Annotated in this window: 18 protein-coding genes and 2 tRNA genes; 10 read left to right on the top strand and 10 right to left on the bottom strand. The window is 72.5% G+C overall.

From position 1 onward, the window contains the following. Positions 1 to 10: 10 nt before the first annotated feature. Complete coding sequence (locus ACWCRA_RS27270; RefSeq protein WP_451068852.1) at positions 11 to 1102, bottom strand: Gfo/Idh/MocA family oxidoreductase; 1092 nt, start codon at positions 1100 to 1102, stop codon at positions 11 to 13. A gap of 489 nt (positions 1103 to 1591) precedes the next feature. Here ACWCRA_RS27270 and ACWCRA_RS27265 point away from each other — a divergent pair, with 489 nt between their 5' ends. The 5 genes from ACWCRA_RS27265 (at position 1592) to ACWCRA_RS27245 (ending at position 6063) form a co-directional block, all read left to right on the top strand. Beyond that, a complete protein-coding gene (locus ACWCRA_RS27265; RefSeq protein ID WP_451068851.1) occupies positions 1592 to 2491 on the top strand; it encodes a hypothetical protein in 900 nt (299 codons plus the stop codon). A 102-nt stretch (positions 2492 to 2593) separates the two neighbouring features. After that, positions 2594 to 3373 carry an HAD-IIA family hydrolase gene (locus ACWCRA_RS27260; RefSeq protein WP_351554166.1) on the top strand — a complete coding sequence of 260 codons (780 nt, stop codon included), beginning with the start codon at positions 2594 to 2596 and terminating at the stop codon, positions 3371 to 3373. 138 nt (positions 3374 to 3511) lie between these two features. Continuing rightward, complete coding sequence (locus ACWCRA_RS27255; RefSeq protein ID WP_451068850.1) at positions 3512 to 4231, top strand: hypothetical protein; 720 nt, start codon at positions 3512 to 3514, stop codon at positions 4229 to 4231. Position 4232: 1 nt separating this feature from the next. Beyond that, the gene (locus ACWCRA_RS27250; RefSeq protein ID WP_451068849.1) at positions 4233 to 4898 is read left to right on the top strand and encodes a class F sortase; all 666 of its coding nucleotides are present in this window, start codon (positions 4233 to 4235) and stop codon (positions 4896 to 4898) included. Between the two features lie 163 nt (positions 4899 to 5061). Further along, entirely contained in the window at positions 5062 to 6063 is a 1002-nt protein-coding gene (locus tag ACWCRA_RS27245) for a glycoside hydrolase family 6 protein (protein WP_351554157.1), read from the top strand. Positions 6064 to 6183: 120 nt separating this feature from the next. On the opposite strand, the gene ACWCRA_RS27240 is transcribed toward ACWCRA_RS27245, so the two are convergent. From ACWCRA_RS27240 to ACWCRA_RS27230, 3 genes are all read right to left on the bottom strand, one after another. Continuing rightward, entirely contained in the window at positions 6184 to 8136 is a 1953-nt protein-coding gene (locus ACWCRA_RS27240) for a radical copper oxidase GlxA (protein ID WP_351554155.1), read from the bottom strand. Beyond that, positions 8133 to 10130: a glycosyltransferase family 2 protein gene (locus tag ACWCRA_RS27235; protein WP_451068848.1), complete on the bottom strand. Its 1998-nt coding sequence runs from the start codon at positions 10128 to 10130 to the stop codon at positions 8133 to 8135. Before ACWCRA_RS27235 ends, ACWCRA_RS27240 begins: the two co-directional genes overlap by 4 nt. A 501-nt stretch (positions 10131 to 10631) precedes the next feature. Continuing rightward, positions 10632 to 10705, bottom strand: a tRNA-Lys gene (locus ACWCRA_RS27230). Positions 10706 to 10880: 175 nt separating this feature from the next. On the opposite strand from ACWCRA_RS27230, the gene ACWCRA_RS27225 reads away from it, so the two are divergent. The 4 genes from ACWCRA_RS27225 to ACWCRA_RS27210 all read left to right on the top strand — a co-directional run bounded on the left by ACWCRA_RS27225 (position 10881) and on the right by ACWCRA_RS27210 (position 15485). Then, positions 10881 to 12785 (top strand): peptidoglycan-binding protein, encoded by a 1905-nt coding sequence (locus ACWCRA_RS27225; protein ID WP_451068847.1) that lies wholly within the window; start codon positions 10881 to 10883, stop codon positions 12783 to 12785. Then, complete coding sequence (locus ACWCRA_RS27220; RefSeq protein ID WP_451068846.1) at positions 12782 to 13993, top strand: SPFH domain-containing protein; 1212 nt, start codon at positions 12782 to 12784, stop codon at positions 13991 to 13993. The genes ACWCRA_RS27225 and ACWCRA_RS27220 overlap by 4 nt, the downstream gene beginning before the upstream one ends. 382 nt (positions 13994 to 14375) lie before the next feature. Further along, positions 14376 to 14963, top strand: a complete 588-nt coding sequence (locus tag ACWCRA_RS27215) for a lytic polysaccharide monooxygenase auxiliary activity family 9 protein (RefSeq protein ID WP_351554144.1) — start codon at positions 14376 to 14378, stop codon at positions 14961 to 14963. Positions 14964 to 15411: 448 nt separating this feature from the next. Beyond that, a tRNA-Lys gene (locus ACWCRA_RS27210) sits at positions 15412 to 15485 on the top strand. Between the two features lie 75 nt (positions 15486 to 15560). On the opposite strand, the gene ACWCRA_RS27205 is transcribed toward ACWCRA_RS27210, so the two are convergent. The 6 genes from ACWCRA_RS27205 to ACWCRA_RS27180 form a co-directional block, all read right to left on the bottom strand. Then, a complete protein-coding gene (locus tag ACWCRA_RS27205; RefSeq protein ID WP_351554141.1) occupies positions 15561 to 16319 on the bottom strand; it encodes an IclR family transcriptional regulator in 759 nt (252 codons plus the stop codon). Between the two features lie 166 nt (positions 16320 to 16485). Then, complete coding sequence (ehuA, locus tag ACWCRA_RS27200) at positions 16486 to 17313, bottom strand: ectoine/hydroxyectoine ABC transporter ATP-binding protein EhuA (RefSeq protein WP_451068845.1); 828 nt, start codon at positions 17311 to 17313, stop codon at positions 16486 to 16488. After that, positions 17303 to 17953: an ectoine/hydroxyectoine ABC transporter permease subunit EhuD gene (gene ehuD / locus ACWCRA_RS27195; RefSeq protein WP_351554138.1), complete on the bottom strand. Its 651-nt coding sequence runs from the start codon at positions 17951 to 17953 to the stop codon at positions 17303 to 17305. Before ehuD ends, ehuA begins: the two co-directional genes overlap by 11 nt. Then, a complete protein-coding gene (ehuC, locus tag ACWCRA_RS27190; protein WP_351554135.1) occupies positions 17953 to 18705 on the bottom strand; it encodes an ectoine/hydroxyectoine ABC transporter permease subunit EhuC in 753 nt (250 codons plus the stop codon). Before ehuC ends, ehuD begins: the two co-directional genes overlap by 1 nt. After that, positions 18702 to 19625, bottom strand: coding sequence for an ectoine/hydroxyectoine ABC transporter substrate-binding protein EhuB (gene ehuB, locus ACWCRA_RS27185; RefSeq protein ID WP_351554132.1), 924 nt, complete (start codon positions 19623 to 19625; stop codon positions 18702 to 18704). The genes ehuC and ehuB overlap by 4 nt, the downstream gene beginning before the upstream one ends. A gap of 91 nt (positions 19626 to 19716) precedes the next feature. Continuing rightward, the gene (locus ACWCRA_RS27180; protein WP_451068844.1) at positions 19717 to 21129 is read right to left on the bottom strand and encodes an amidase; all 1413 of its coding nucleotides are present in this window, start codon (positions 21127 to 21129) and stop codon (positions 19717 to 19719) included. A gap of 167 nt (positions 21130 to 21296) precedes the next feature. On the opposite strand from ACWCRA_RS27180, the gene ACWCRA_RS27175 reads away from it, so the two are divergent. Continuing rightward, on the top strand, positions 21297 to 22019 hold the full coding sequence (locus ACWCRA_RS27175) for a maleate cis-trans isomerase family protein (RefSeq protein WP_351554126.1): 723 nt from the start codon (positions 21297 to 21299) through the stop codon (positions 22017 to 22019). The last annotated feature ends 277 nt before the right edge of the window (positions 22020 to 22296 follow it).

Raw genomic sequence — 22296 nt, 5'->3', positions numbered from 1 at the left:
GGAGAGGGGATCACAGGGAGACGGTGACGCCCTCCCGGGCCGAGCGGCGGGCCGCCTCCAGCACATCGAGCGCCGCGGCGGCCTCCGTCGCCGTCACCGGTGGTCCGGTGCCGTCGCGCAGGGCCCGCTCGACGGCCGCGTAGTACGCCGGGTAGTCGCCCGGCACCGTCTCGACCGGGCGGCCCCCGCCCGTCAGCGGTGACTCCCCGGCGCCGATCCGCCCCCAGGACGACTCGCCCTCCGTGCCCCAGCCCGTGCCGTCCCCCGGCCGGACGCCGGCGCGGAGGGCGGCCTCCTGGGGGTCCAGTCCGTACGTCACGAAGCCCGCCGCGCTGCCGAGCACCCGGAAGCGCGGACCCAGCTGCGCCGCCGTGGCGCTCATGTACAGATGGGAGCGGACCCCGTTGGCGTGGGTCAGCGCGATGAAGGTGTCATCGTCGGCCGCCGCTCCCGGGCGGCGCACCTCCGACTCGGCGTAGACCAGCGCGGCCGGGCCGAAGAGCGTCAGCGCCTGGTCGACGACATGGCTGCCCAGGTCGTACAGCAGTCCGCCGATCTCCTCGGGGTCCCCCGACTCCCGCCAGCCGCCCTTGAGCTGGGGCCGCCACCGTTCGAAGCGGGATTCGAAGCGCTGTACGTCGCCGAGTTCGCCGTCCTCGATGACGCGGGTGAGGGTGAGGAAGTCATTGTCCCAGCGCCGGTTCTGGAAGACCGAGAGCAGCAGTCCCCGCCGGGCGGCGAGCGCGGCCAGCTCCCGCGCCTCGGCGGCGGTGGCGGCGAGCGGTTTGTCCACGACCGCCGCGAGACCGGTGGTGAGGGCGGCCTCCGCCAGGGGGACATGGGTCTTGTTGGGGGAGGCGATCACCACCAGGTCCAGCTCGCCCGCCCGGCCCCACAGCTCCTCGGGCGCGGCGGCGAGGCGTACGCCGGGGAAGGCGGTACGGGCCTGTGCGCGCCGTTCCGGGTGGGAGGTGACGACCGTGTCCAGGGTCAGGCCCGGGGTGGCGGCGATCAGCGGGGCGTGGAAGACGGAGCCCGCGAGGCCGTAACCGATGAGTCCGACGCGGAGGGCGGTGCCGGTGCCGGTACCGGAGTCAGTCATGGGGCCCACTCAAGCAACGCTGTCGCCCTGGTGCAAGCGGCGCGGAGAGGGGGCGGGCGGGCCCTGGCGGCGCGGGTGACGGAAGCCCCGGGACGTGCGTCCCACCGGGCCGGGCGGCCTCACCGCGCGGCGCCGGTGCTCAAGCGGCGGCGTGTGGCCTGCGGCGTGTGGTGGGCGATGCGCGGCCCCGCGGTGGGCGGTGGGCCGCGTGCGGTGTGCCGCGAGCCGCGGGCCCGGAGTGCGCCGGCCGGCCGGAGCCGGCCGCGAGGCCGGGCTCACCCCTCCGGCCGGTGGTCGCCCGAGGGGCGGGGCAGCGCGTTCCCGTGCCCGTCCTCGGGCGGGAAATACGCTGATAGGGCGGAGTTGCGCGGCTGTTCGGGGCCGTACGGGCCGGTAGCCGCACGGCGTGGCCCGCCCCGGGGAAGGGGGCTCGGGAGCGGGCTCAGCGGCCCGACCCGCAGCACGATCAGCAAAGGTCACCCCACACCCATGCGACTGCGCACTGCCCTCGCCGTCGGCGCCCTCGCAACCGCTGCCGCCCTCCCCGCGGCCGTGGCACCGGCCCCGGCGGCGGCGCTCCAGGCCCGGCCCGCCCCCGCCGCCCGGGAGGCCGGCACCCTCCCGGTCCTCCGGGCCCTCGCGCCCGCGCCCGCCTCCGTGCCCCGGGCCCCCGCCCCCCTCCCGAGGGAAGCCGCCCCGGGCCCCGCCCCCGCCCCCGGCCCCGTGCCCTTCGCCGACACCCGGCTGCCCCGCTGCGGCGCCGCGTCCGTCAAGGACTTCCCCATCGACACCCGTATCCACGCGGGCCCCTCCGTCCACCACCCCGGCGGCGGCTTCGAGCGGTGGTCCGTGGAGCTGACCAACACCACCGGCGCGACCTGCCGCAACATCCACCCCGTCCTCGTCTTCGCCGCCCGCGACCGGGGACTCACCCCCGCCCGGCTGATGCTCGAATTCCAGCAGGGGACCGGCGGCGGCGCCGGTGCCGTGCCCCGCTGGCTCCCCGCCGACCTGGAGACCACCGGCGAGGACGAGATCGTGGCCGTGCTCGACCGGGACGGCGCCGAGGGCTTCACCGTGCCGGCGCGGGCCTCCGTCACCGTGCCCGTCCGGCTCGCGCTCACCGCCGACACCCCGCCCAACCAGGTCACCGTCAACGCCGCCGTCGTCCAGCGCAGGGGCGACGACGGCGAGTGGCTCGGCCAGTCCGGCGACCACCGCTTCGCCGTGCTCGACGACAACGGCTACGGCGCCACCGTCACCCGCGACGAACTCGCCACCACCGGCTCCGGCTCCCTGCTGCGCCTCGCCGCCGCCCTCGGCGCGGTGCTCCTCGGCGGCGGCGCGCTGGCCCTGGTCTCCCGGCGGCTGCGCTCACCCGGCAGGTGATCGAGCCGATTAGGCTGTTGGTGTCGGGGTGACACAGGGCCGTGCCTCCGGCGTCCCAGCACCTCGCATCCCGTATGCAGCGCACGAGCAGGAGTCCCGTTGATGGCAGAGCGCAAGCCGATCGAATCCTGGCTCACCGACATGGACGGTGTCCTGATCCACGAAGGTGTGCCGATCCCGGGCGCCGACACCTTTCTCCGGAAGCTCCGGGAGACCGGCAAGCCCTTCCTCGTACTGACCAACAACTCCATCTACACCGCGCGCGATCTGCACGCCCGGCTCGCCCGGATGGGCCTGGACGTGCCGGTGGAGAACATCTGGACCTCCGCGCTCGCCACCGCTCGGTTCCTGGACGACCAGCGGCCGAACGGCACCGCGTATGTGATCGGCGAGGCCGGTCTCACCACCGCGCTGCACGACATCGGCTATGTCCTCACCGACCACGCCCCCGACTACGTGGTGCTCGGCGAGACCCGGACGTACAGCTTCGAGGCCCTCACCAAGGCGATCCGGCTCATCAACGGCGGCGCCAGGTTCATCTGCACCAACCCCGACGAGACCGGCCCCTCCACCGAGGGTCCGCTGCCCGCCGCCGGGTCGGTGGCCGCGCTGATCACCAAGGCGACCGGCAAGGACCCGTACTTCGCGGGCAAGCCGAACCCGCTGATGATGCGCACCGGGCTCAACGCGATCGGCGCGCACTCCGAGACCAGCGCGATGATCGGCGACCGGATGGACACCGACGTACTGGCCGGTCTGGAGGCGGGCATGGAGACCTTCCTCGTCCTGACCGGGGTCACCACCCCGCCCGACATCGACCGCTACCCCTTCCGCCCGTCCACGGTCGTGGACTCCATCGCCGACCTCGTCGAGCGCGTTTAGCCCCCCTCCCGGCGGTCGCCGTTCACTCCTGCCTCTCCGTATCGGCGCAGCTCAGCGGGGGGTACGGGAGGGAGGGCGGCCGCTGCGGATGCGAAAGCGCGCCGGACGCGTGAATCTTGCGGTACCAGGAGGTTCACGATGCGCTCACGTTCGATAGCGTTCCGTACCGCAGGGGTGGCGGCGGTGCTCGTCATGGCACCCGCGGCGGTCGGCGCGTACGCCCAGGACTCCGTCACCGTCACCGCGTATCCGGCCGAGGTCCGGCCCGGGGGTGAGGTCGAGATCCGGGTGCAGGGGTGCGCGGGCACCACCGGGACCGCCCGCTCCGGGGCCTTCGACGGCGAGGCACGGCTCCACGGAGGCACCCGCGCGAACGAACAGCGCCCGGACGAACAGCGCCCGGACGAGCCGGGCGCGGGACGGGACGACGAATCCGGCACCGGCTCCGGGCGGGGCGACGAATCCGGCACCGGCTCCGGGCGGGATGACGAATCCGGCACCCGGCGCGAGGGCGGGCACGGCTCCCACACCCTCTCCGGGACCACCGGCGTCAAGTCCCGGCTGAGCCCCGGAGCCCACCACATCACCGTCCACTGCGACGGACGCGTCCACCACGCCTCCGGCACCCTCCGGGTCGTCCGCGACCACGCCCGCCCGGGCGAGCCCTCGCCCACCGCCCCGGTCCGCGCCGGTGGCGGCGGCACCGCGACACTGGCCGCGGCCGAGCAGCGGCGCGCGGAGGAGACCGAGGGCGCCGGCCCCGGCACCCCGCACACCGTCGTCGGACTGGTCCTCGCGGGCGCCGCCGCGCTCGCCGTCGCCCTCCGCTCCTCGCGCCGCCGCCAGACCGGCGGCTGAGTTGCCCGCCGCCGAACGCCCGCCGGGCTCCGGCCGGCTGTTCACCGGGGTGGCCTGGGCGGTACTGCTGCTCGGGCTCTGTCTCTGGGGCCGGGAGGCCGCCGACGGCCCCGGCACCAGCTCCGCCCCCACCACGGGCGATGTCGCCGCGGTCGGACGCCCTCTCGGGGTCCCGCTGCCCCCCGCCCACGAGCCGGTCGCGCCGGCCAGGCCCCAGCGGGTGGAGATTCCGTCGCTGGGCATCAGCGCCCCCGTGGTGCCGCGCGGCCTCGACGCCGCGGGCGCGATCGACCCGCCGCCGTACGCCCGGGCGCAGACGGTGGGCTGGTACGGCGCCGGTACGCAACCGGGCGCGCGGGGAGCGTCCCTGCTGGTCGGCCATGTGGACACCGAGACGGAGCCGGCCGTCTTCTACAGCCTGAGCACCGCCCGGCCCGGCGCCGAGGTGCGGGTGACCCGGGCGGACGGCTCGGTGGCGCGGTTCACCGTCGACGACGTCCAGGTCTTCGGCCGGGAGCGGTTCGACGCCCGGAAGGCGTACGGCCCGCGCCACTCCGGCCGGGCGGAGCTGCGGCTGATCACCTGTGGCGGCACCTTCGACCGGGCGACGGGCGGCTATACGGCCAATGTCGTGGTCTCCGCCTATCTCACCGGGGTCCGCCGGTAACGCCCGCCCCACACCGGCCCGACCGTGCGGCAACGGGGGCAAGACCGTGGGGAGACGGGCCTCGTACCCCGCTGACCTGGTGTGTCAGGATGGAATCGACCGGTTCCGACCGGGGCGGGAGGCTTCGTCGAGGCCCCGGATCAGCACGGCCGAGGGGGAGCGGATGTACGGGAGTCGGACCGGGCGCGCCATGGCGGGCGCGGCGGGGGCGGCGGCGCTGCTGCTCTCCGGGTGCTCGTCGGACAAGGGCGGGAGCCCGGCGCTGAAGGTGAGTCAGCAGCCCCGGGAGACCGACCCGTACTGGGTCAACCCGGAGGGGAACGCGGCCCGGCAGGTCGTCGCGTACCGCGAGGACGGGGACGACGAGAAGGCCGGGCTGATCGAGCGCATAGCCACCCAGCCGGTCGCCGAGTGGATCGGCACGGAGAACGTCGAGGCCGAGACCCGGCGGATCACCGAGGCGGCCACCGGGGTCGACCGGGACGCGCTGCTGGTGCTCTACAACATCCCGCACCGCGACTGCGGACAGTTCTCCAAGGGCGGCGCCGCCGACGCGGCCGCCTACCGCGACTTCGTCGACCAGGCGGCCAGGGGCATCGGCGACCGGCGGGCCACGGTGATCCTGGAACCCGACGCGGTGCTGCACCTGGTGGACAGCTGCACTCCCCGGGAGTTCCACGAGGAGCGCTACCACCTGCTGTGGGGAGCGGTCGACCGGTTGAAGAAGCAGCCGAACACCAAGGTCTACCTGGACGCGGGCAACGCCGGCTGGTCCCAGCCCGAGGCGCTCCAGGAGCCGCTGCGCCGGGCCGGTATCGACAAGGCGGACGGATTCGCCGTCAATGTGTCCAACTTCTATCCGACGGCGGCGAGCACCGAGTTCGGCAAGAGGCTCTCGGAGAAGGTCGGCGGCAAACCGTTCGTCATCGACACCAGCCGCAACGGCAGGGGCTCGTACACCGGTGGCGACCCCAAGGAGAAGTGGTGCAACCCGCCGGGCCGGGGGCTCGGTGAGGTGCCGACCACGAAGACGGCGGACCCGCTGGTGGACGCCTATCTGTGGATCAAGCGTCCGGGTGAGTCGGACGGGGACTGCAAGGGCGGCCCGAAGGCGGGCGACTGGTGGCCCGAGTACGCCCTGGGCCTGGCCCGCAACAGCGCCTGAGGCGCGCCGCCCGCCGGCCGTGCGGGGGCCCCGGCCCGGAGCCCCCGCACCCGTGGTCAGCGGGACCGCACCCGTGGTCAGCGGGGTCGCGCCCGTGCTCTGCGGGATCGCGCCCGTGGCCTACGGGACCTCCACCCAGACCGCCTCCGACGGGGTCCCCCGGTCGTCCGTCACGAACAGCATGTACCGGCCCGACGGCACCAGCGCCCGGTTCCCGGGCACGGTCACCTCGACGCCGTCCGCCGTCCTCGTCATCTCCAGGGCGATGGTGCGCTGGTCCACATCGGTGACATGGGTGACCGCGCTGGGCTTCATCAGCTTCGCCGACGCCAGCGGGCGCTCCCCGCCGGCCTTGAAGGTGCCCTTGCCGCCGCGCTCGATGGTCTTCGGCCCCTCGCCCAGCTCGGGCCGGGAGTCCCGGTGGAGGTAGGGCGGGGTGTAGATCTCGATCCGCTGTTCGAAGACGCCCGGCTTGGTGTTGGCCTTGTCCGCGTAGAGCGAGTCCGAGCCGAAGATCATCACTCGGCCGTCCGGCAGCAGCAGCGAGCCCGAGTGGTAGTTGCGGCCCACCCGGGGGTCGGCGACGCGCTGGTACGTCCCGGTCTTCGGGTCGTACGTCCGGGCCTCCAGCACATTGGAGCCGCCGCGGCCCCGGTAGTCCTCGGAGCCGCCGGTGACCAGGACGGTGTCGTCGGGGAGCAGGGACGCGCTGGGGTAGCGGGTGCCCTTGTCCAGGGACGCGCCGTCCCTGAAGCGCGGCTCGTCCTCCTTGAGGTCCACCAGCCGGGACTTCTCGCTGGAGTTCTCGGACTCGCCGACCCCGCCGCCGCCGATGACCATGAACCGCTGGTCCTGGGCGGGCGGCAGCATCACCGTCGCCGAGGTCTCCATCTGGTCCGGGTCGCTCAGGCCGGGGATCTTGTCGAACTCATTGGTGTCCAGATCCCAGACGCCCGGGTCGCGGCCGACATCGGCGGGCCCGTAACCGGCGTTGGAGCCGGAGTAGAAGAGCTTGCCGTTGTCCATCAGGAAGATCGCCGGATAGGTGGGGAACTTCCGGATCTTCCCGGTGTACTCCCACTTCCTGGTCTCCGGGTCGTAGACCTCGTCCTTGCCGGGCACGATGGCGCCGATCTCGTCGAGGCCGGAGAGCGCGAGCACCTTGCCGTCGTCGAGCGTCGTCAGCGTCGGGTACCAGCGGGCCTCGTTCATCGGGTCGACGGGGATGTACTTCTCGGCCACCGGGTCGAACTCGTAGGAGTCCTTGATGCCCTGGAAGTCCTTCTTGTCGAGCGCGAGCTTCTGGGCGATGCCGTAGACATTGCGGGTGTCCGGCCCCTTGAGGCCGTGCACCCGGTAGTTGTCCTCGGTGCCGGTCTCGTGCTCCTTGCCGGTCTTCTCCGCCTCGACATAGATCCGGCCGAGCCCGGCCTCGGTCCGCAGGAACCGCCCGGTCGCCTTGTCGAAGACCTTCTTCGCCTTCTCCACCAGGACCGGGTCCTTGGAGACGAAGGTCTTGCCGTTCTCCTTGCCCGTGAACCTGGTCCCGGCGGGGATGGTCTTGGGCGCGTCGGGGTCCTCGTTGTGGACGATCATCAGACCGCCCGCCTTGGTGACATCGCCCTGGAGCTTCTCGTACCGCTTGGTTCCGCCCGCCACCAGGAGCTTGCCGTCGGGGAGCTGGGTGTGTCCGGCGCAGAACATGTCGGCCGGGGTGGGGATCTTCTTGAAGGAGTTCTCCTTCGGGTCCCACAGCACGGTCTCGAACTTCTTCGCGTCGAAGTTCTTCTGGTTGTTGCCGGAGCCGGCGATCAGCAGCACCTTGCCGGTGTGCAGCAGCGCCGCGTGGATGGCGTTCACCCGGTACTCGGAGGGGATCTCCAGGAAGTCCCACTTGCCGTTGGCGGCCTTGTACTCCGGCTGGTTGATCTTGTAGTCGTGGTATTTCTCGGTGCCGAAGCGCCAGAGCGCCGGCCCGTTCATGCCGGCCACCGCGCAGGCCACCGCCGCGCCTATCGCTATGCGACGGGCGCGCCTCTTGCGGTGGTTGGTCCGGACGGCGCGCCTGCTCATTTCTTACGTCCCCCAAGGGCGATCTGCATGGTCTGTTCCGCGTCATGGGCCGGGCCGGTCCCACCGGGCGCGGGCCCGGCCTGCGGCGGCACGGCCGCCGGCGGTGCCGGTGCCGGTGCCGGTGCCGGGGCTGCTCCCGGGGCCGGCCCTGCGGCGCGCGCCCGGCCGCCGGACCCGCGCTTCCTGCGGCGGCTCCGCTTCTTCTTCTCCTCGCGCAGCGTGTGGCGCCAGATCAGGATCGGCGCGGCCGTGATCAGCATCGCCAGCGTCGCCCAGGTGATCATCGCCGGGTGGTCGTGCCCGAAGACGAAGGAGGCTCCGAGGGAGAGGCCGAAGACCGCGATGAAGAAGAGATGGATGCGGAAGGTGCCGAAGAGGGTGTCCGGGCTGGAGGAGTCGCCCTTCGGGGTGACGACGAAGGAGCTCTTGCGGCGCAGTACGGCGTCCATCAGCGAGCGGGCGTAGACGGGGGCGGAGAGCGCCGACATCATCATGCCCGCGAGGCCGCCGGAGCCCTCGGGCTCGTGCGGCGACACGTTGTGGCGCCGGTTCCAGATGTAGAGGCCGATCTGGAGCGCCGAGGCGTTGCCGTACAGCATCATCCAGATGACCGGGTCGATCTGCACACCCGACGCGCCCATGCCCAGGAAGAGCGCGCAGCTCAGCGCCGCCAGAATCCAGTTGAGGGCCGACATCGGATAGAAGATGATCATCATGGTGTAGTTGAAGAGCTTGCCGGCCGGCAGTGAGCCGTACCCCCTCCAGTACTGCTTGAGGATCGTCTCGTACGTGCCGCGGGACCAGCGCAGCTGCTGGGTGAAGAAGTCGGTCCAGGCGGTGGGGCCCTCGCCGACGGCCAGCACGTCCGGGGTGTAGACCGAGCGCCACCGGTTGCCGGAGGCCGGGTTCTTCGCCCGGTGCATCTCGAAGCCGGTCGCCATGTCCTCGGTGATCGAGTCGTACAGCCCGCCGATCTGCTTCAGCGCCGATATGCGCACCGCGTTGGAGGTGCCGACGAACATGGGCGCGCCGTAGCGGTTGCCCGCGCGCTGGATCAGGGCGTGGAAGAGGAACTGCTGGGACTCGGCGGCCTTGGTGACGAAGGTGTCGTAGTTGCCGTACACCTGGGGGCCGATGACGAAGCCGACATCCGGGTCGCGGAAGTAGCCGAGCATCCGCTCCAGGTAGTTGGGGAGCGGGATGTGGTCGGTGTCGACGGAGGCGAAGAAGTCGTAGTCGCCGCCGTGCGCCTGGAGCCAGGCGTTGTAGTTGCCGTGCTTGGTCTTGGCGCGGTGCGGGCCCTTGGGCTGGTTCCACTTCTCGACGCCCTTGCGGGAGAAGTGGTGGACGCCGAGCCGGGCGCAGACCTCCTTGACCTCGGGGTCGTCGCCCTCGTCCAGCAGCCAGACGTGCATGACGCCCCGGTGGCGGATGCGCACCGCCGCCTCCAGGGTCTTCGTCACCATCTCCAGGGGCTCCTTGCCCGGCACGAAGGAGGTGAGGAAGGCGACCCTGGTGCCGCTCTCGGGGACCACCGGGACGGGGTCGCGCGCCACCAGCGTGGCGTGGGCGTTGGAGAGCACGTTCATCGTGCGGAACAGCTCGATCAGACCGATCGAGACCAGCATGACGATGTCGAGGACGAGCAGGGTGTCGTTCTTCAGGTTGGGGTCGCGCTCGGTCCAGTGCGACGGCTGCATCAGCCAGAGGAAGAGCCCGAGGGAGACCAGGGGGGCCGAGCCCAGCAGCAGGGCCGCCCGTATCCGGTGCGGTTCCTGGGAGAGGAGCGAGCGGTACTGGACGGTGTAGGGCTGGTCCGCGGGTATCTGGGTGAGGGGTCCGGCCAGCCGGCTGTAGTGCTCGTAGTCGTACCGGGGCGGCGCTTTGCGGGTCCGCGGGCCCCGGCCGCCGGTGCGGAGGTCCGCGGGCACTCTGAGCTGGGCCGTCCGGGCAGGGTCGCCGGACCCCCCGGCGTCCTTGGGCGTCGACGTCATTGGTCATCCCCCCGCACGCAGGAAGCTGCGTGTGCTGTGGTGGTGGTCGTTGAGTTCCGGCCACAGGACCCCTCGACCTGTTGACCTGAACTGGTGGGTGGCGGGCGGCTGTCGGCACAGACGGAGAACAGTCGCTCGCCGGTTGCATGATGCCTGGTGCCCGAGGGAGCCGCGCACGGGGCCCCCACCCCGTGCACACACAGCGGAATCATGCGTTCCAGGCGCCCTCAACTGCGCTGAACGCATGCTCGGCCGAGGGCGATGGATTCAGGATAGAGTCTCCGACCGCCTTCATGATCGCAAGGGTCAAATGACGCGGAATCGGTCATTTGTACGATTCACAAGGAGGCTGTGAAAATGCCGCCGCCATATGTGGATGGCTGGAAATCGGCTACCGAATGAACGGGTGGTCGCGTCGGTGGGGGGTGGGGGCCGGCGGTGGGCCGGGGGCGGATACGACGGAGACCTCCTCGCCGATGGCGAGGAGGTCTCCGTTGCGCGTGCGCCGCCAGGGACTCGAACCCCGGACCCGCTGATTAAGAGTCAGCTGCTCTAACCAACTGAGCTAGCGGCGCCTGCTGACCTGGAGAACTCTACCGGACCGCGCGGGGTGCTCCGGACCAACCGGCCGCACCCGGCCTGTCGGATGGTCGGTTTTTACCCTCGATCCCGCAAAATGGGAGAAATCATGACAAGAGGGGTTCATGGTGATGGGCCCGAGAGAACTTCCGTAGCGCGGAGGGGACACGTATGACAGTGCCGGTCTTCGAGGAGTACGAACCCGCTTCCGACTGCGACTGCCCCGGGTGCGTCCAGCAGCGCCGGGTGCTCGCGGCCGGGGGGCATCCGGCGGCCCACGGCTGCCGGCGGGCGCTGGTGCTGTTCACGGCGGCGGGGGTGGTGCTGGGCGGCGGGGGAGCCGGGCAGGCGCACGCGGACCGCGCGGCCGACCCGGTGGGCCGGGGCCGGGGTGCCGCACCCGTGGTGGGAGCGGGCCCCGGTGCGGCCCCGGTGCCGGTGCCGGCCGCCGTGCCCGTCCCGGGGGCCGGTGCGGCGTCCCCGGGCGGTACGGTCTCCGGTGCCGCGCCGGTTCCCGGAATCGGCGCCGCCGCCGGGGCGCGGGCCGACGAGGGGGGCGTCGGGGCCGAGCCGGGGCACGAGCAGGGGGGCCGGGGGCCGCTGCACGGGCGCCCGCTCCCCGGGCCCTCCGGCGAACCGGCCCCCGCCGCGCCGCGCGAGACCACCCGGGCCGAGATCATCGCCCGCGCCCGGGGGTGGGTCGACGCCAAGGTCCCGTACAGCATGCAGGCCTACTGGACCGACGGATACCGGCAGGACTGCTCGGGCTATGTCTCCATGGCCTGGAACCTGGCGGGCAACGAGTGGACGGGCACTCTCGCGCAGTACGGCACCCGCATCGCCCGGGAGGACCTCCAGCCCGGGGACATCCTGCTCTTCCACAACCCGGCCAGCCCCACCACCGGCTCGCACGTCACGATCTTCGGCGGCTGGACCGACGCCACCCGCAAGACCTATGTGGCCTATGAGCAGACCAAGCCGCACACCCTCAAGCGGTCCACCCCCATGGCGTACTGGTCCAACTCGGACCGCTATGTGGCCTACCGCTACAACGGGGTGACCGGCGAGGCGGCGCCCGCCGGCACGGCCGCGGCGGGCGGCGAGTCGGCCGACTCCTACCCGGGCGCCTCCGCGTTCGGGCCCGGCGCGGTCAACGCGCATGTCACCCGGCTCGGCGAGCTGCTGATCGCGCGCGGCGGCAAGCGCTTCTACACCGAGGGCCCCGGCCCCGAGTGGGGCGAGGCCGACCGCCGGGCGACGGAGGCGTTCCAGCTCGCGCAGGGGTGGCGGGGCGCGGAGGCGGACGGACTCCCCGGCCCCGAGACCTGGCGGCTCCTGGTGACCGGCACGGGCCGGGACATCCCCCCGGCCCCGGCCCCGGGCGGTGCGGGCACGGTTCCGCCGCCCGCGCCGGCCCCGGCACCCCCGGCCGGTGGTGCGGCGCCCGCGCCCAGTGGTGCGGGAACGGCCCCCGCGTCCGGCACCGCGACTCCGGCGCCATCGCCACCGGTGTCCGCCCCGGGCGGTACGGGGACGGTTCCGTTGCCCGCGCCGGCCCCGGCGCCCCCGGCCGGTGGTGCGGCGCCTCCGCCCAGTGGTGCGGGCACGCCGCCCGCGTCCGGCGGCGCGATCCCGGCTCCCGCGCGCGGGTCCGGTGGGGTCGCCGCAGGGGTGCCGGCGTACCCCGGGCCGGGGTACTTCCGGCCCGGGGCCGGCAGCGACCATGTCACCCGGCTCGGGCGGCGGCTGGTCGAGCTGGGGCACGGCAGGCACTACACCGAGGGCCCCGGGCCGCGCTGGAGCGAGGCCGACCGGCGGAATGTGGAGTCCTTCCAGCGGGCCCAGGGGTGGAGCGGCCCGGCGGCCGACGGCTACCCCGGGCCGGAGACCTGGCGCCGGCTCTTCGCCGCCGACACCGCCGACACCGCCGACACCGCCGACACCGCCGACACCGCCGGCAGCGGCCCCGGGCCGACCCGGGGCGCCCGCGCCGGGCACCTCGCCCGGGAGGCCGCCGCCGCCCGGAGGCCGGACACGCAGGGGACACCGACAGGGGAAACGGGAGAGCAGTCATGAGCACCACGACATCGGGGCCCGCGCCGGGGCCGGAGGGCGGCGGCCGGTCCCCGGCCGCCCCGTCGAGACACACCCCGGTCATCGCCCAGGAGGCCACCACCGAGATCCCGGTGCATCTGCTCTTCCGCGACACCGACTCCCCGCCGGTGGCGCTGCGCACCGCCGTGGTGGGCCGCCGCCAGGGCACGGGGGAGCAGCCCAGGGTCGCCCGCGGACCGGCGGCCGGCCCCCCGGCGGCCCTCGCCCCCGCCCCCGCCCGGCGGGCCGCCCCGCCCGCCGACCCGGGGCTGGCGGAGCGGCCCGGAGCGGTGCTGCCCGGCTGGACCGGGCTGGTGGCGGGCGCCTGCGCGCTCGCCGGAACCGGCACCGTGCTGTGGGGCGCCGGGGCCGCCCCGGCGATGGTGACCAGGCTCCTCGGGCTCACCCCGTACCCCTTCCACGGCATCGGGCTCGGCCTGTGGTGTCTGCTCGCGCTCGGGGTGGTGCTGGTGCTCTTCACCCTCGGGGGGATCGGGCGCGGCACGGTCGGCCATGTCTGGGTGCTGACGCAGTTCGGCGAGTACCGGGGAAGCGTGCGCCGCACGGGGCTGCTCTGGATGAGCCCGCTGCTGCTGCGCCGCCGGGTCGATGTGCGGCTGCGGCACTGGCGCAGCGACCCGATGCCCGCCGTGGACGCGGACGGCACCGCGCTGCGGGTCGTGGTCCTGGTGGTGTGGCGGGTGCGCGACACGGCACGGGCGGTGCTCGGCGTGGAGGACCACGAGGAGTATCTGAGCGAGCAGGTGGAGTCGGCGATGGCGCGGGTCCTCTCGCAACTGCCCCTGGACGCGCCCTCGGTGTCCGGCGCGGGCGGTCTGCTCCACGAGGAGACACCGACGCTGCGGGACGCGGAGGCGGTCGGCGGCGCGCTCACCCGGATGCTGTCGGCGGAGTGCGCGCCGGTCGGGATCGAGGTCTTCTCGGCGCAGCCGGTGGGCATCGAGTACGCCCCGGAGGTGGCGGCGGCGATGCAGCGCACCCAGATCGCGGCGATCGACGCCCGGCACCGGGACCGGGTGCTCACCTCGGTGGTGGACGCGGTCGACGACACGGTGACCCGGCTGACCGCCCGGGGCCTGGTGGAGCTGGACGACTACGAGCGCAAGGCCCTGGTCAAGGATCTGACGGTGGCGTTCTACGCGAGCCGGTCGGCGCCCCGGGAGGAGTGAGGCGCACGGGTCCAGGCGGCTTCCGCGACCGCCGGGAGGCCGTTACCGGCTTGTTGGGGTTCGGCTGGTTCCGGGCGGACGGAAGCGTGCCTTCCGGGTAAGCGGAGGACGGCCGGCGCGACCCCTCGGAGCGCACAAGGGCAAGCCACAGCCAACGTACGGCGGTTTGGATGATTGATCACCGAGGTTAAGGGGAAGCCACCGCCGCATGGCGCCGAGGTTGGCAATTGGTCTGGACATGGTGAACTTCGGTCAATACATTGGTCCTTGGTCTAGACCTGACGGGACGCGAGAAGGAGCGTTCCCATATCCGCATTGATTCACCCCCACGCACGCGTGCAGTACGGCTCACTGAACTCCCCCACGTTCCCTGGAGCGAAGCATGCGCAAGAAGATGACCGCCGCCGCAGTCGGCCTTCTGGTGACGGGCGCGACCGTGCTCGCCACCGGCAGTGCCAACAGCCATGGCTACACCGAGTCCCCGATCAGCCGTCAGAAGCTCTGTGCCAATGGCACCGTGTCGAACTGTGGCTCCATCCAGTGGGAGCCCCAGAGCGTCGAGGGCCTGAAGGGCTTCCCGGCCGCGGGACCCGCTGACGGCCAGATCTGCGCCGGCGGCAACGGCGGATTCGCCCCGCTGGACAACCCGCGCGGTGGACAGTGGCCCGCCACCCAGCTCAGCTCGGGTGCGAACCACACCTTCTCCTGGCGCTTCACGGCCAGGCACGCCACCACCGATTTCAAGTACTACATCACCAAGCAGGGCTGGAACCCCAGTGACCCGCTGACCAGGGCGTCGCTTGAGCCGCAGCCGTTCCTGACGGTGCCCTACGGTGGCAAGCAGCCCCCGCAGACGCTCTCGCACGCGGGCAAGCTGCCCAACCGCACGGGCAAGCACCTCATCCTCGCGGTGTGGACCGTGCACGACACCCCGAACGCGTTCTACGCGTGCTCGGACGTCAAGTTCTGACGGTCAGCAGGTGACCGTGCGGCGGCACGGGAAGCGCGGACACACCCATGACCGCGGAACCCGTGCGGCGCCACTGAGGTGACCACCGGGTGGGGCTGAGGGACCGGAGCCGGGTCCTCAGCCACCACCGGGTGACCTCCGGCGCCGGCCGTACGGGCTGCGCTCCTCGTGGATCTTCCGCCGCGGGGAGCGGAGCCGCATACCGGGGTGCTGTCCCACAGCACCCCGTGTTCTCCGCTGTGGCTCGGCACGGCGGCCCTGGCCGGGGCCGCCGTCGCGGGCCGGAGCCGGCCGGGGCATCACCGCGCCGGCCGCTGATCTGCTCCGGGGGACGGCTCGCGGCGGCGGGCCGCTCCCCGGTGGATTACTTCCGGCCGCTCCCCGGTGGACCCCCGGGACGGGTGTGTCGGGAGCACCCCGTGGGACCGGGTACTATTTATGTCGTCAAGCGCCGCTAGCTCAGTTGGTTAGAGCAGCTGACTCTTAATCAGCGGGTCCGGGGTTCGAGTCCCTGGCGGCGCACACTGATCGTCTCGGGCGTTCCGGTTCACCGGAACGCCCGAGGTGTTTTCCCAGCTCAGACGGGGTGCCGGGGGCTCAGAGGGCCAGCGAGAGGACCACCGGCGCCGCCTTGCGGTTCAGCTTCTCCGCCGCCGCGCGCAGCCGGTGGGCGTGCTCGATCGGCAGCGAGAGCGCCAGGCACCCCACCGCGGCCCCCGCGGTCAGCGGGACCGCCGCGCAGACGGTGCCCACCGCGTACTCCTGGAGATCGAGGACCGGGACGGTCGGCGGCTGGCTGTCCAGCTTGGAGAAGAGCAGCTTCTCGCTGGTGATCGTCCGCGAGGTGAACCGGGTGATCCGGTGCCGCGCCAGATGGTCCCGGCGGCCGTCCCGGTCGAGCTGGGTCAGCAGACACTTCCCGAGCGCGCTGGCGTGCGCGGCGAAGCGGAAGTCCACGTACTCGTTGACCTTCGGGGTGCGCGGTCCGTCCGCGTACTGCGTGATCCGGACCTCGCCGTCGACATAGCGGCTGAGGTAGACGGCGGCGCCGACCGAGTCGCGGATCTCCGCCAGGGTGTCCTGGAGCTTCGCCTCCAGCGCCTGCTCGCGGCTGGCCCCGGAGCCCAGCAGCACCAGCGAGTCGCCGATGGCGTACGCGCCGCCGCTGAGCCGCTCGACATACCCCTCGCGCAGCAGCATCGCCAGCAGGGGAGCGAGATGGCCGGCCGGCAGTCCGGCCTCGCGGCCGATCTGCTCGTCGCTGACACCGCCGGAGTGCCGGGAGACCGTCTCCAGGACGCGCAGCACGTACTGCACCGAGTGGAACGGCGCGGTCGGCCCCGGGTTCAGCGTCACGGTCTCCCCCTTCACAGGTCGTCGCCGCACACCATCCGTACCACGATAGCCGCCAAGAGCATCCGGATGGACCGTGGTTGGCGAGAATACGGGGCAGCCCCCTCCGTATCCCGCGATCCACCGCGCGGACATATGCCAATGACAAGGAGGGGTGCCCCGGTGGTTCTCAGAGCACCGCGCTGAGAAACTCCCGGGTCCGCTGCTTCTCCGGATCGTTGAACATCTTCTCCGGGTGACCGAATTCAATCACCTTGCCCTCGTCGAACATCATCACGCAGTCGGAGACGTCCCGGGCGAAGTTCATCTCGTGCGTGACACAGAGCATGGTGATGTCGGTGGTGTGCGCGATGTCCCGGAGCAGATCCAGCACCCCGACCACCAGCTCCGGGTCGAGCGCCGATGTGACCTCGTCCAGGAGCAGCACCTTCGGCCGCATCGCCAGCGCCCGCGCGATCGCGACCCGCTGCTGCTGACCGCCCGAGAGCTGGCTCGGATAGGCGTCGCAGCGGTCCCCGAGCCCCACCAGGTCCAGCAGTTCACGGGCCCGCTCGTCGGCCTCGTCCCGGGAGAGGCCCAGCACGTGCACGGGAGCCTCGGTGATATTCCTGAGTACCTTCATATTGGGGAAGAGATTGAACTGCTGGAACACCATCCCGATGTTCTTGCGCACCTCCCGGATGTGTTTCTCGCCCGCCGGTACGAGCTTTCCGTCCCGGCGCTCATGGCACAGCAGTTCGCCGTCGACCGTGATGGTTCCCTCGTCCGGCTTCAGCAGGGTCATCAGCAGCCGCAGAATCGTGGTCTTGCCGGACCCGGAGGGCCCGATGAGCGTCACGTGCTTGCGCGGATAGACCGTGAAGTCCAGCGAGTCGAGGACGGTGTTGGAGCCGAACCTCTTGGTGACGTTGTCGAAGCGGATCAGCCCCTGATCGGTGGCGGGGGCGGGCGCCGCGGCGGGGGCGGCGGCCGGGTTGGCGTTGGTGTCAGCGGACAAGACGACGCTCCAGTGCTCGCATGAGAAGGGATGCCGGATAGGAGATGAGGATGAAGGCGACACCCACGACGGTGAACGCCTCGACCGTCAGGAAGGTCTCGGAGGCGAACTGCCGGGCCTCGCCGAGCATGTCCATCACACCGATGACGAAGATCATCGGAGTGTCCTTCAGCATCGCGATGACATAGTTCCCGAGCGCCGGCGCGACCCGGCGGACCGCCTGGGGCAGGATCACCGCGCCCCAGGTGCGCCGCCGCGGCAGGCTCAGCGCGGTCGCGGCCTCCCACTGGCCCCGGGGAACGCCGTCGATACCCGCGCGGTAGACCTCGGAGGTGTACGTCGAGTAGTGCAGACCGAGCCCCACGACACCGGTCACCATCGCCGAGAGGGTGATCCCCCACTCCGGCAGGACGTAGTAGAGGAAGAAGAGCTGCACCAGCAGCGGCGTGTTGCGGATGAACTCGGTGACCACCGCCACCGGCCAGCGCACCACCGCCGGGCCCGAGCGCTGCGCCACCGCCCACACCAGACCGAGGGCGAACGCGAGGAGCGCGCCCAGCACCAGCGCCTGCACGGTGACCAGCAGACCGTCCCAGAAACGCGGCATGAAGGCGTCGACCGCCGACCAGTCCCACCGCATCAGCGCTCACCTCCCGCGGCGACCGGGGTCTTCGCGCTCTTCGGCGCGGCGGCGGACCGCACCCGCTCGCGCAGCGAGGGTTCCCGTTTCACCGGCCGCTGCCCGATCCCGGCCTTCGCCTGGCGCTCCAGCACCCGCATCCCGCGCGTCAGCACAAAGGCGAGGACGAAGTACATCACCAGGATCACCGTGTACACGGGAGCGCTCTGGCCGGTGGCGTTGCGCACCAGCGAGGCGCCGAAGGCGATATCGGCGACCCCCATGATGGAGACCAGCGCGGTGCCCTTGAGCAGCTCGACCAGCAGATTGTTGAACGGCGGGATCATCTCCGGCCACGCCTGCGGAAGAACGATTTTCCGCAGCTGCTGGGAGGGGGTGAAGCTCAGCGCGATCCCCGCCTCCCGCTGCCCCGCCGACACGGCGGCCACCGCTCCCCGCACCACCTCGGAGCCGTACGCGCCGTAGGTGAGACCCAGCGACAGCACGGCGGCCCACATCGGCACCAGCTGCCAGCCGAAGCCCAGCGGCAGCACGAAGAAGATCCAGAACATCAGGATCAGCGCCGACGTGCCCCGGAAGATCTCGAAGTAGGTCCCCGCGAGGAAGCGCACGATCCAGAGCCGGTGGGCGCGTGCCAGCCCGATGACCAGGGAGACGGCCGCGGCGAGCGCGGCGCTGTAGACGGTGAGCTGGACGGTGATCCAGACACCTTTCAGGAGGAGTTCCCACAAACCCGGGCTGATTTCGCTCATGGCCGGCACTTCTCCTCGGCGGTGATGGTGGTCATCTGGTCCTTCGTGAAACCGAAGGGCCGCATGATGTCCAGCAGCTCACCGCTCTTCTTCAGCTTGTGCAGCTCGCGGTTGAACGCGTCCCGGAGATCGGTCTCCGGGGTGCGGAAGGCGAATCCGCCGACGTCGATGACGGGTTTTCCGTCGACGTACGGAGTCACCTCGTCGGTCGCCTCGACCCGCTCGCTGTCGCTCTCCCGCACGACATTGCGCACGGTGACGGCGGTGCCGACGAAGACGTCGACCCGGCCCTGCTCCACGGCGAGCAGCCCCGCGAGCTGGTCGGGGAGGGTGCTGACCTTCCCGACCCCGGCCTCCTTGGCGTACTCGATCTCGGCGAAGCCGACACCGGTCGCCATGCTCGCCCCGGACTCGGCGATGTCCTTGTAGGTGCGGAGGTTCTTCGGATTGCCCTTCGGCACGATGAAGGCGTCGAGCATCTGGTACTCGGGGTCCGCGAAGATGACCTGTTCGCAGCGGGCGGGGTTGATGTACATCCCGGCCGCCACCACATCGAACTGGAGCGAGTTGAGCCCGGTGATCAGCGAGCCGAACTCGGTGGGGAACGGCTCGACGCTCTCGACGCCCAGCTCCCGGAAGATCCGCCGGGCGATGGCCGGCGCGGAGCCGGTCATTTCTCCGTCCTTGCCGATATAGCTGTAGGGCTGCTCACCCGCCAGCCCCAGCCGTACGGTGCCCTGCGCGCGCAACTGCTCCAGCAGCCGGCCGCCGTCTCCGGCGTCGGCCGTCGCCACCCGGCTGCAGCCGCTGAGCGCCCCGGCCGTGCCGAGCGTGCCCAGCGCCGCGGCCCCGGCGAGCAGCGAACGCCGCCGCAGGGCCGGTCCGCCGGCCTGTCCTGTTCTCTGCCGTGGTCGAGCCATGACGGCGCGGCTACCCCGAAGCGCGCCGGGTATGCGGATGAAATCCGGCCCCTCGGGGGGCCGGGGGCCGGATCTCAGCGCCGGCGGGCGCTCAGGGCAGCCGGGGCGCGGGGATCGCCGCCGCCCCCGACTCGTACAGCGCGTGCGCCGCCCGCAGCACCAGCGCGTCCGCGTGCCGCGCCCCGACGATCTGGACCCCGATCGGCAGCCCGTCCCCGTCCACCCCGCACGGCACGGTCGCGGCGGGCTGGTGGGTCAGGTTGAAGGGGTACGTGAAGGGGGTCCATCCGGACCAGCGCCCGCGCCCCGACCGGGCCGGGGCCTGCGCCCCCGCCTCGAACGCGGTGATCGGCAGGGTGGGGGTGACCAGCAGATCGTACGAGGTGTGGAAGCGGCCCATCCGCCGCCCCAGCTCCGCCCGCGCGTCCACCGCCGCCAGATGGCGCACCGCGCTGATCCGCGCCCCGGCCGCCGCCAGCTCCCGCAGCCCGGGGTCGAGGGCCTTCCGCTGCCCCGCCCCCAGCCGCTGGACCAGCCGGGCCGCCCCCGACGACCACAGGGTCCGGAAGGTCTCCACCGGGTCGGTGATGTCCGGATCGGCCTCCTCCACATACGCCCCGAGCCCGGCGAGCGCCGTCACCGCTCCCCGTACCGCCGAGGCGACCGCCGGGGCCACCGCGACCTGGCCGCCGAACGACGCCGAGTAGCCGATCCGCAGCCCCCGGACGCCGTCCGAGAGCCGCTGCCGCACCGGTTCGGCGGCGGCCAGATGCGACCAGTCCCGCCAGTCCGGGCCGCTGACCACATCGAGCAGCAGCGCCGCGTCCGCCGCGTCCCGGGCCATCGGGCCGATGTGCGAGAGCGTCCCGAAGGCGCTCCCGGGGTGGAGCGGGACACGGCCGTACGTGGGTTTGAGGCCGAAGACGCCGCAGAAGGAGGCCGGGATACGGATCGAGCCGCCGCCGTCCGTCCCCAGCGACAGGGCACCCGCGCCCAGCGCCAGCGCCGCGGCGCTGCCCCCGCTGGAGCCGCCCGCCGTGCGGGAGGGGTCGTGGGGGTTGCGGGTCACCCCGTGCCGGGGCGAGTCCGTCACCCCCTTCCAGCCGAACTCCGGGGTCGTGGTCCGCCCGATGAGGATCGCGCCGTGCGCGCGCAGCCGCCCCACCGACGGGGCGTCCTCGGCGGCGGGCACCCCCTCGCCCGTGGTCAGGGACCCGCACAGGGCCGGCACCCCGCGCTGTATCAGCAGATCCTTCAAGGTCACCGGCACCCCGTCGAGCAGCCCATCGGGCTCGCCCCGGCGCCACCGCGCGGCCGACTCCTCCGCCCGGGCGAGCGCCTCCTCGGCGTAGACCCGGACAAACGCGTTGACCAGCGGCTGCACCCTCTCGATCCGCTCCAGCGCGGCACGGGTCGCGTCGAGCGGCGAGAGGTTCCCCGAGCGGTAGCCGGAGAGCAGTTGGCGGGCGGTCGATTCGGTCGGCTCAGTCAGCGGTGCAGTCATGCAGGGGGACGTACCCACGTTTCCCGCCGGCCACCTGCGGGAAGGGGAATCCGGCCGGTCGGCCGGGTGCCCGTCCCGGGCGGCCCCGGGACGCGTCCGGGATGCTTGGGCGGCGGCCCTGCGTGGTACCTGGTCCCCGAGGTGCCCGACGAACAGGAAGGCTGCACATGACCACGGTCGGACTTCTCCACCCCGGACACTCCGCCGAGGACGACTTCCCCCGCATGGAGGTACTGCTCGACAGCGACATCCGGCTCGCCATCGTCCACACCGGTGCCGGTGAGGACGTCCAGCGGGTGGGCGCGCTGCTGTCCATGGGCGCCGCGGACCGGCTCGCGGCCGGGGTCGAGGAGCTGAGGCTCGCGGGGGCGGAGTCGGTGGTGTGGGCGTGCGCCAGCGGGAGCTTCGTGTACGGGTGGGAGGGGGCGCACCAGCAGATCCGGGCGCTCGCCCGGACGGCCGGGCTGCCCGCGTCGAGCACGTCGTTCGCCTTTGTGCACGCGGCGCGGAAGCTGGGGGCGACCCGGGTCGCCGTGGCCTCCGCGACCTACCCGGAGGACATCACCGCGCACTTCACCGAGTTCCTCGCGTCGGGCGGCCTGGACGTGGTGGCCGCGCGCGGGGGCGAGGTGCCGATGGAGGAGGCGGTGGGGTGGGGGTTCGAGGAGGTGCTGGAGCTGGCGCGGGCGGGGGATGTTCCGTCGGCGGAGGTGGTGGTGGTGCCGGATGCGGTGCTGCACACGGTGGGGTGGCTGGGGGAGCTGGAGGAGGGGGTGGGGAAGCCGGTGCTCACGGCGAATCAGGTGACGGTGTGGGAGGGGTTGCGCCTGGCGGACCGTCGGACCTGGGCGCACCATCTGGGCAGGCTCTTCGCCAAACCGTCCCCCTAGCCCCAGCCCGGGCCCGCCGCGCGCCGGGGCCGCTCCCTGAGGTGCCCCGCCCCCACGGGCGACCCGTGCCCCCCGGCCGGCCCGGACACCCTCAGCCCGTCTGGGGGCACCTCCCAGAGGCAGCTCTGGGGGAGTGTGAGGACGGACGTCCGCACCACAGGTAACCCGAGCAGTTTCAGCCTGTCCGGCGATTGAGGACGGACCCTGTGCCACAGGACCCCGCACCCTGCGGGCCACGGTCGGGGGCCAGCCCCCGAACCCCCGCGCCTCAAACGCC

The organism is Streptomyces sp. NPDC001889, assembly GCF_053594535.1.
Note: the sequence above shows the minus strand (reverse complement) of the source record. Positions and strands in the feature narration are given on the sequence as shown.

Coding starts and splice junctions, on each gene's coding strand:
- ACWCRA_RS27270 (WP_451068852.1), bottom strand. CDS start 1,102: ATGACTGACTCCGGTACCGGCACCGGCACCGCCCTCCGCGTCGGACTC.
- ACWCRA_RS27265 (WP_451068851.1), top strand. CDS start 1,592: ATGCGACTGCGCACTGCCCTCGCCGTCGGCGCCCTCGCAACCGCTGCC.
- ACWCRA_RS27260 (WP_351554166.1), top strand. CDS start 2,594: ATGGCAGAGCGCAAGCCGATCGAATCCTGGCTCACCGACATGGACGGT.
- ACWCRA_RS27255 (WP_451068850.1), top strand. CDS start 3,512: ATGCGCTCACGTTCGATAGCGTTCCGTACCGCAGGGGTGGCGGCGGTG.
- ACWCRA_RS27245 (WP_351554157.1), top strand. CDS start 5,062: ATGTACGGGAGTCGGACCGGGCGCGCCATGGCGGGCGCGGCGGGGGCG.
- ACWCRA_RS27240 (WP_351554155.1), bottom strand. CDS start 8,136: ATGAGCAGGCGCGCCGTCCGGACCAACCACCGCAAGAGGCGCGCCCGT.
- ACWCRA_RS27235 (WP_451068848.1), bottom strand. CDS start 10,130: ATGACGTCGACGCCCAAGGACGCCGGGGGGTCCGGCGACCCTGCCCGG.
- ACWCRA_RS27225 (WP_451068847.1), top strand. CDS start 10,881: ATGACAGTGCCGGTCTTCGAGGAGTACGAACCCGCTTCCGACTGCGAC.
- ACWCRA_RS27220 (WP_451068846.1), top strand. CDS start 12,782: ATGAGCACCACGACATCGGGGCCCGCGCCGGGGCCGGAGGGCGGCGGC.
- ACWCRA_RS27215 (WP_351554144.1), top strand. CDS start 14,376: ATGCGCAAGAAGATGACCGCCGCCGCAGTCGGCCTTCTGGTGACGGGC.
- ehuD (WP_351554138.1), bottom strand. CDS start 17,953: ATGCGGTGGGACTGGTCGGCGGTCGACGCCTTCATGCCGCGTTTCTGG.
- ehuC (WP_351554135.1), bottom strand. CDS start 18,705: ATGAGCGAAATCAGCCCGGGTTTGTGGGAACTCCTCCTGAAAGGTGTC.
- ehuB (WP_351554132.1), bottom strand. CDS start 19,625: ATGGCTCGACCACGGCAGAGAACAGGACAGGCCGGCGGACCGGCCCTG.
- ACWCRA_RS27180 (WP_451068844.1), bottom strand. CDS start 21,129: ATGACTGCACCGCTGACTGAGCCGACCGAATCGACCGCCCGCCAACTG.
- ACWCRA_RS27175 (WP_351554126.1), top strand. CDS start 21,297: ATGACCACGGTCGGACTTCTCCACCCCGGACACTCCGCCGAGGACGAC.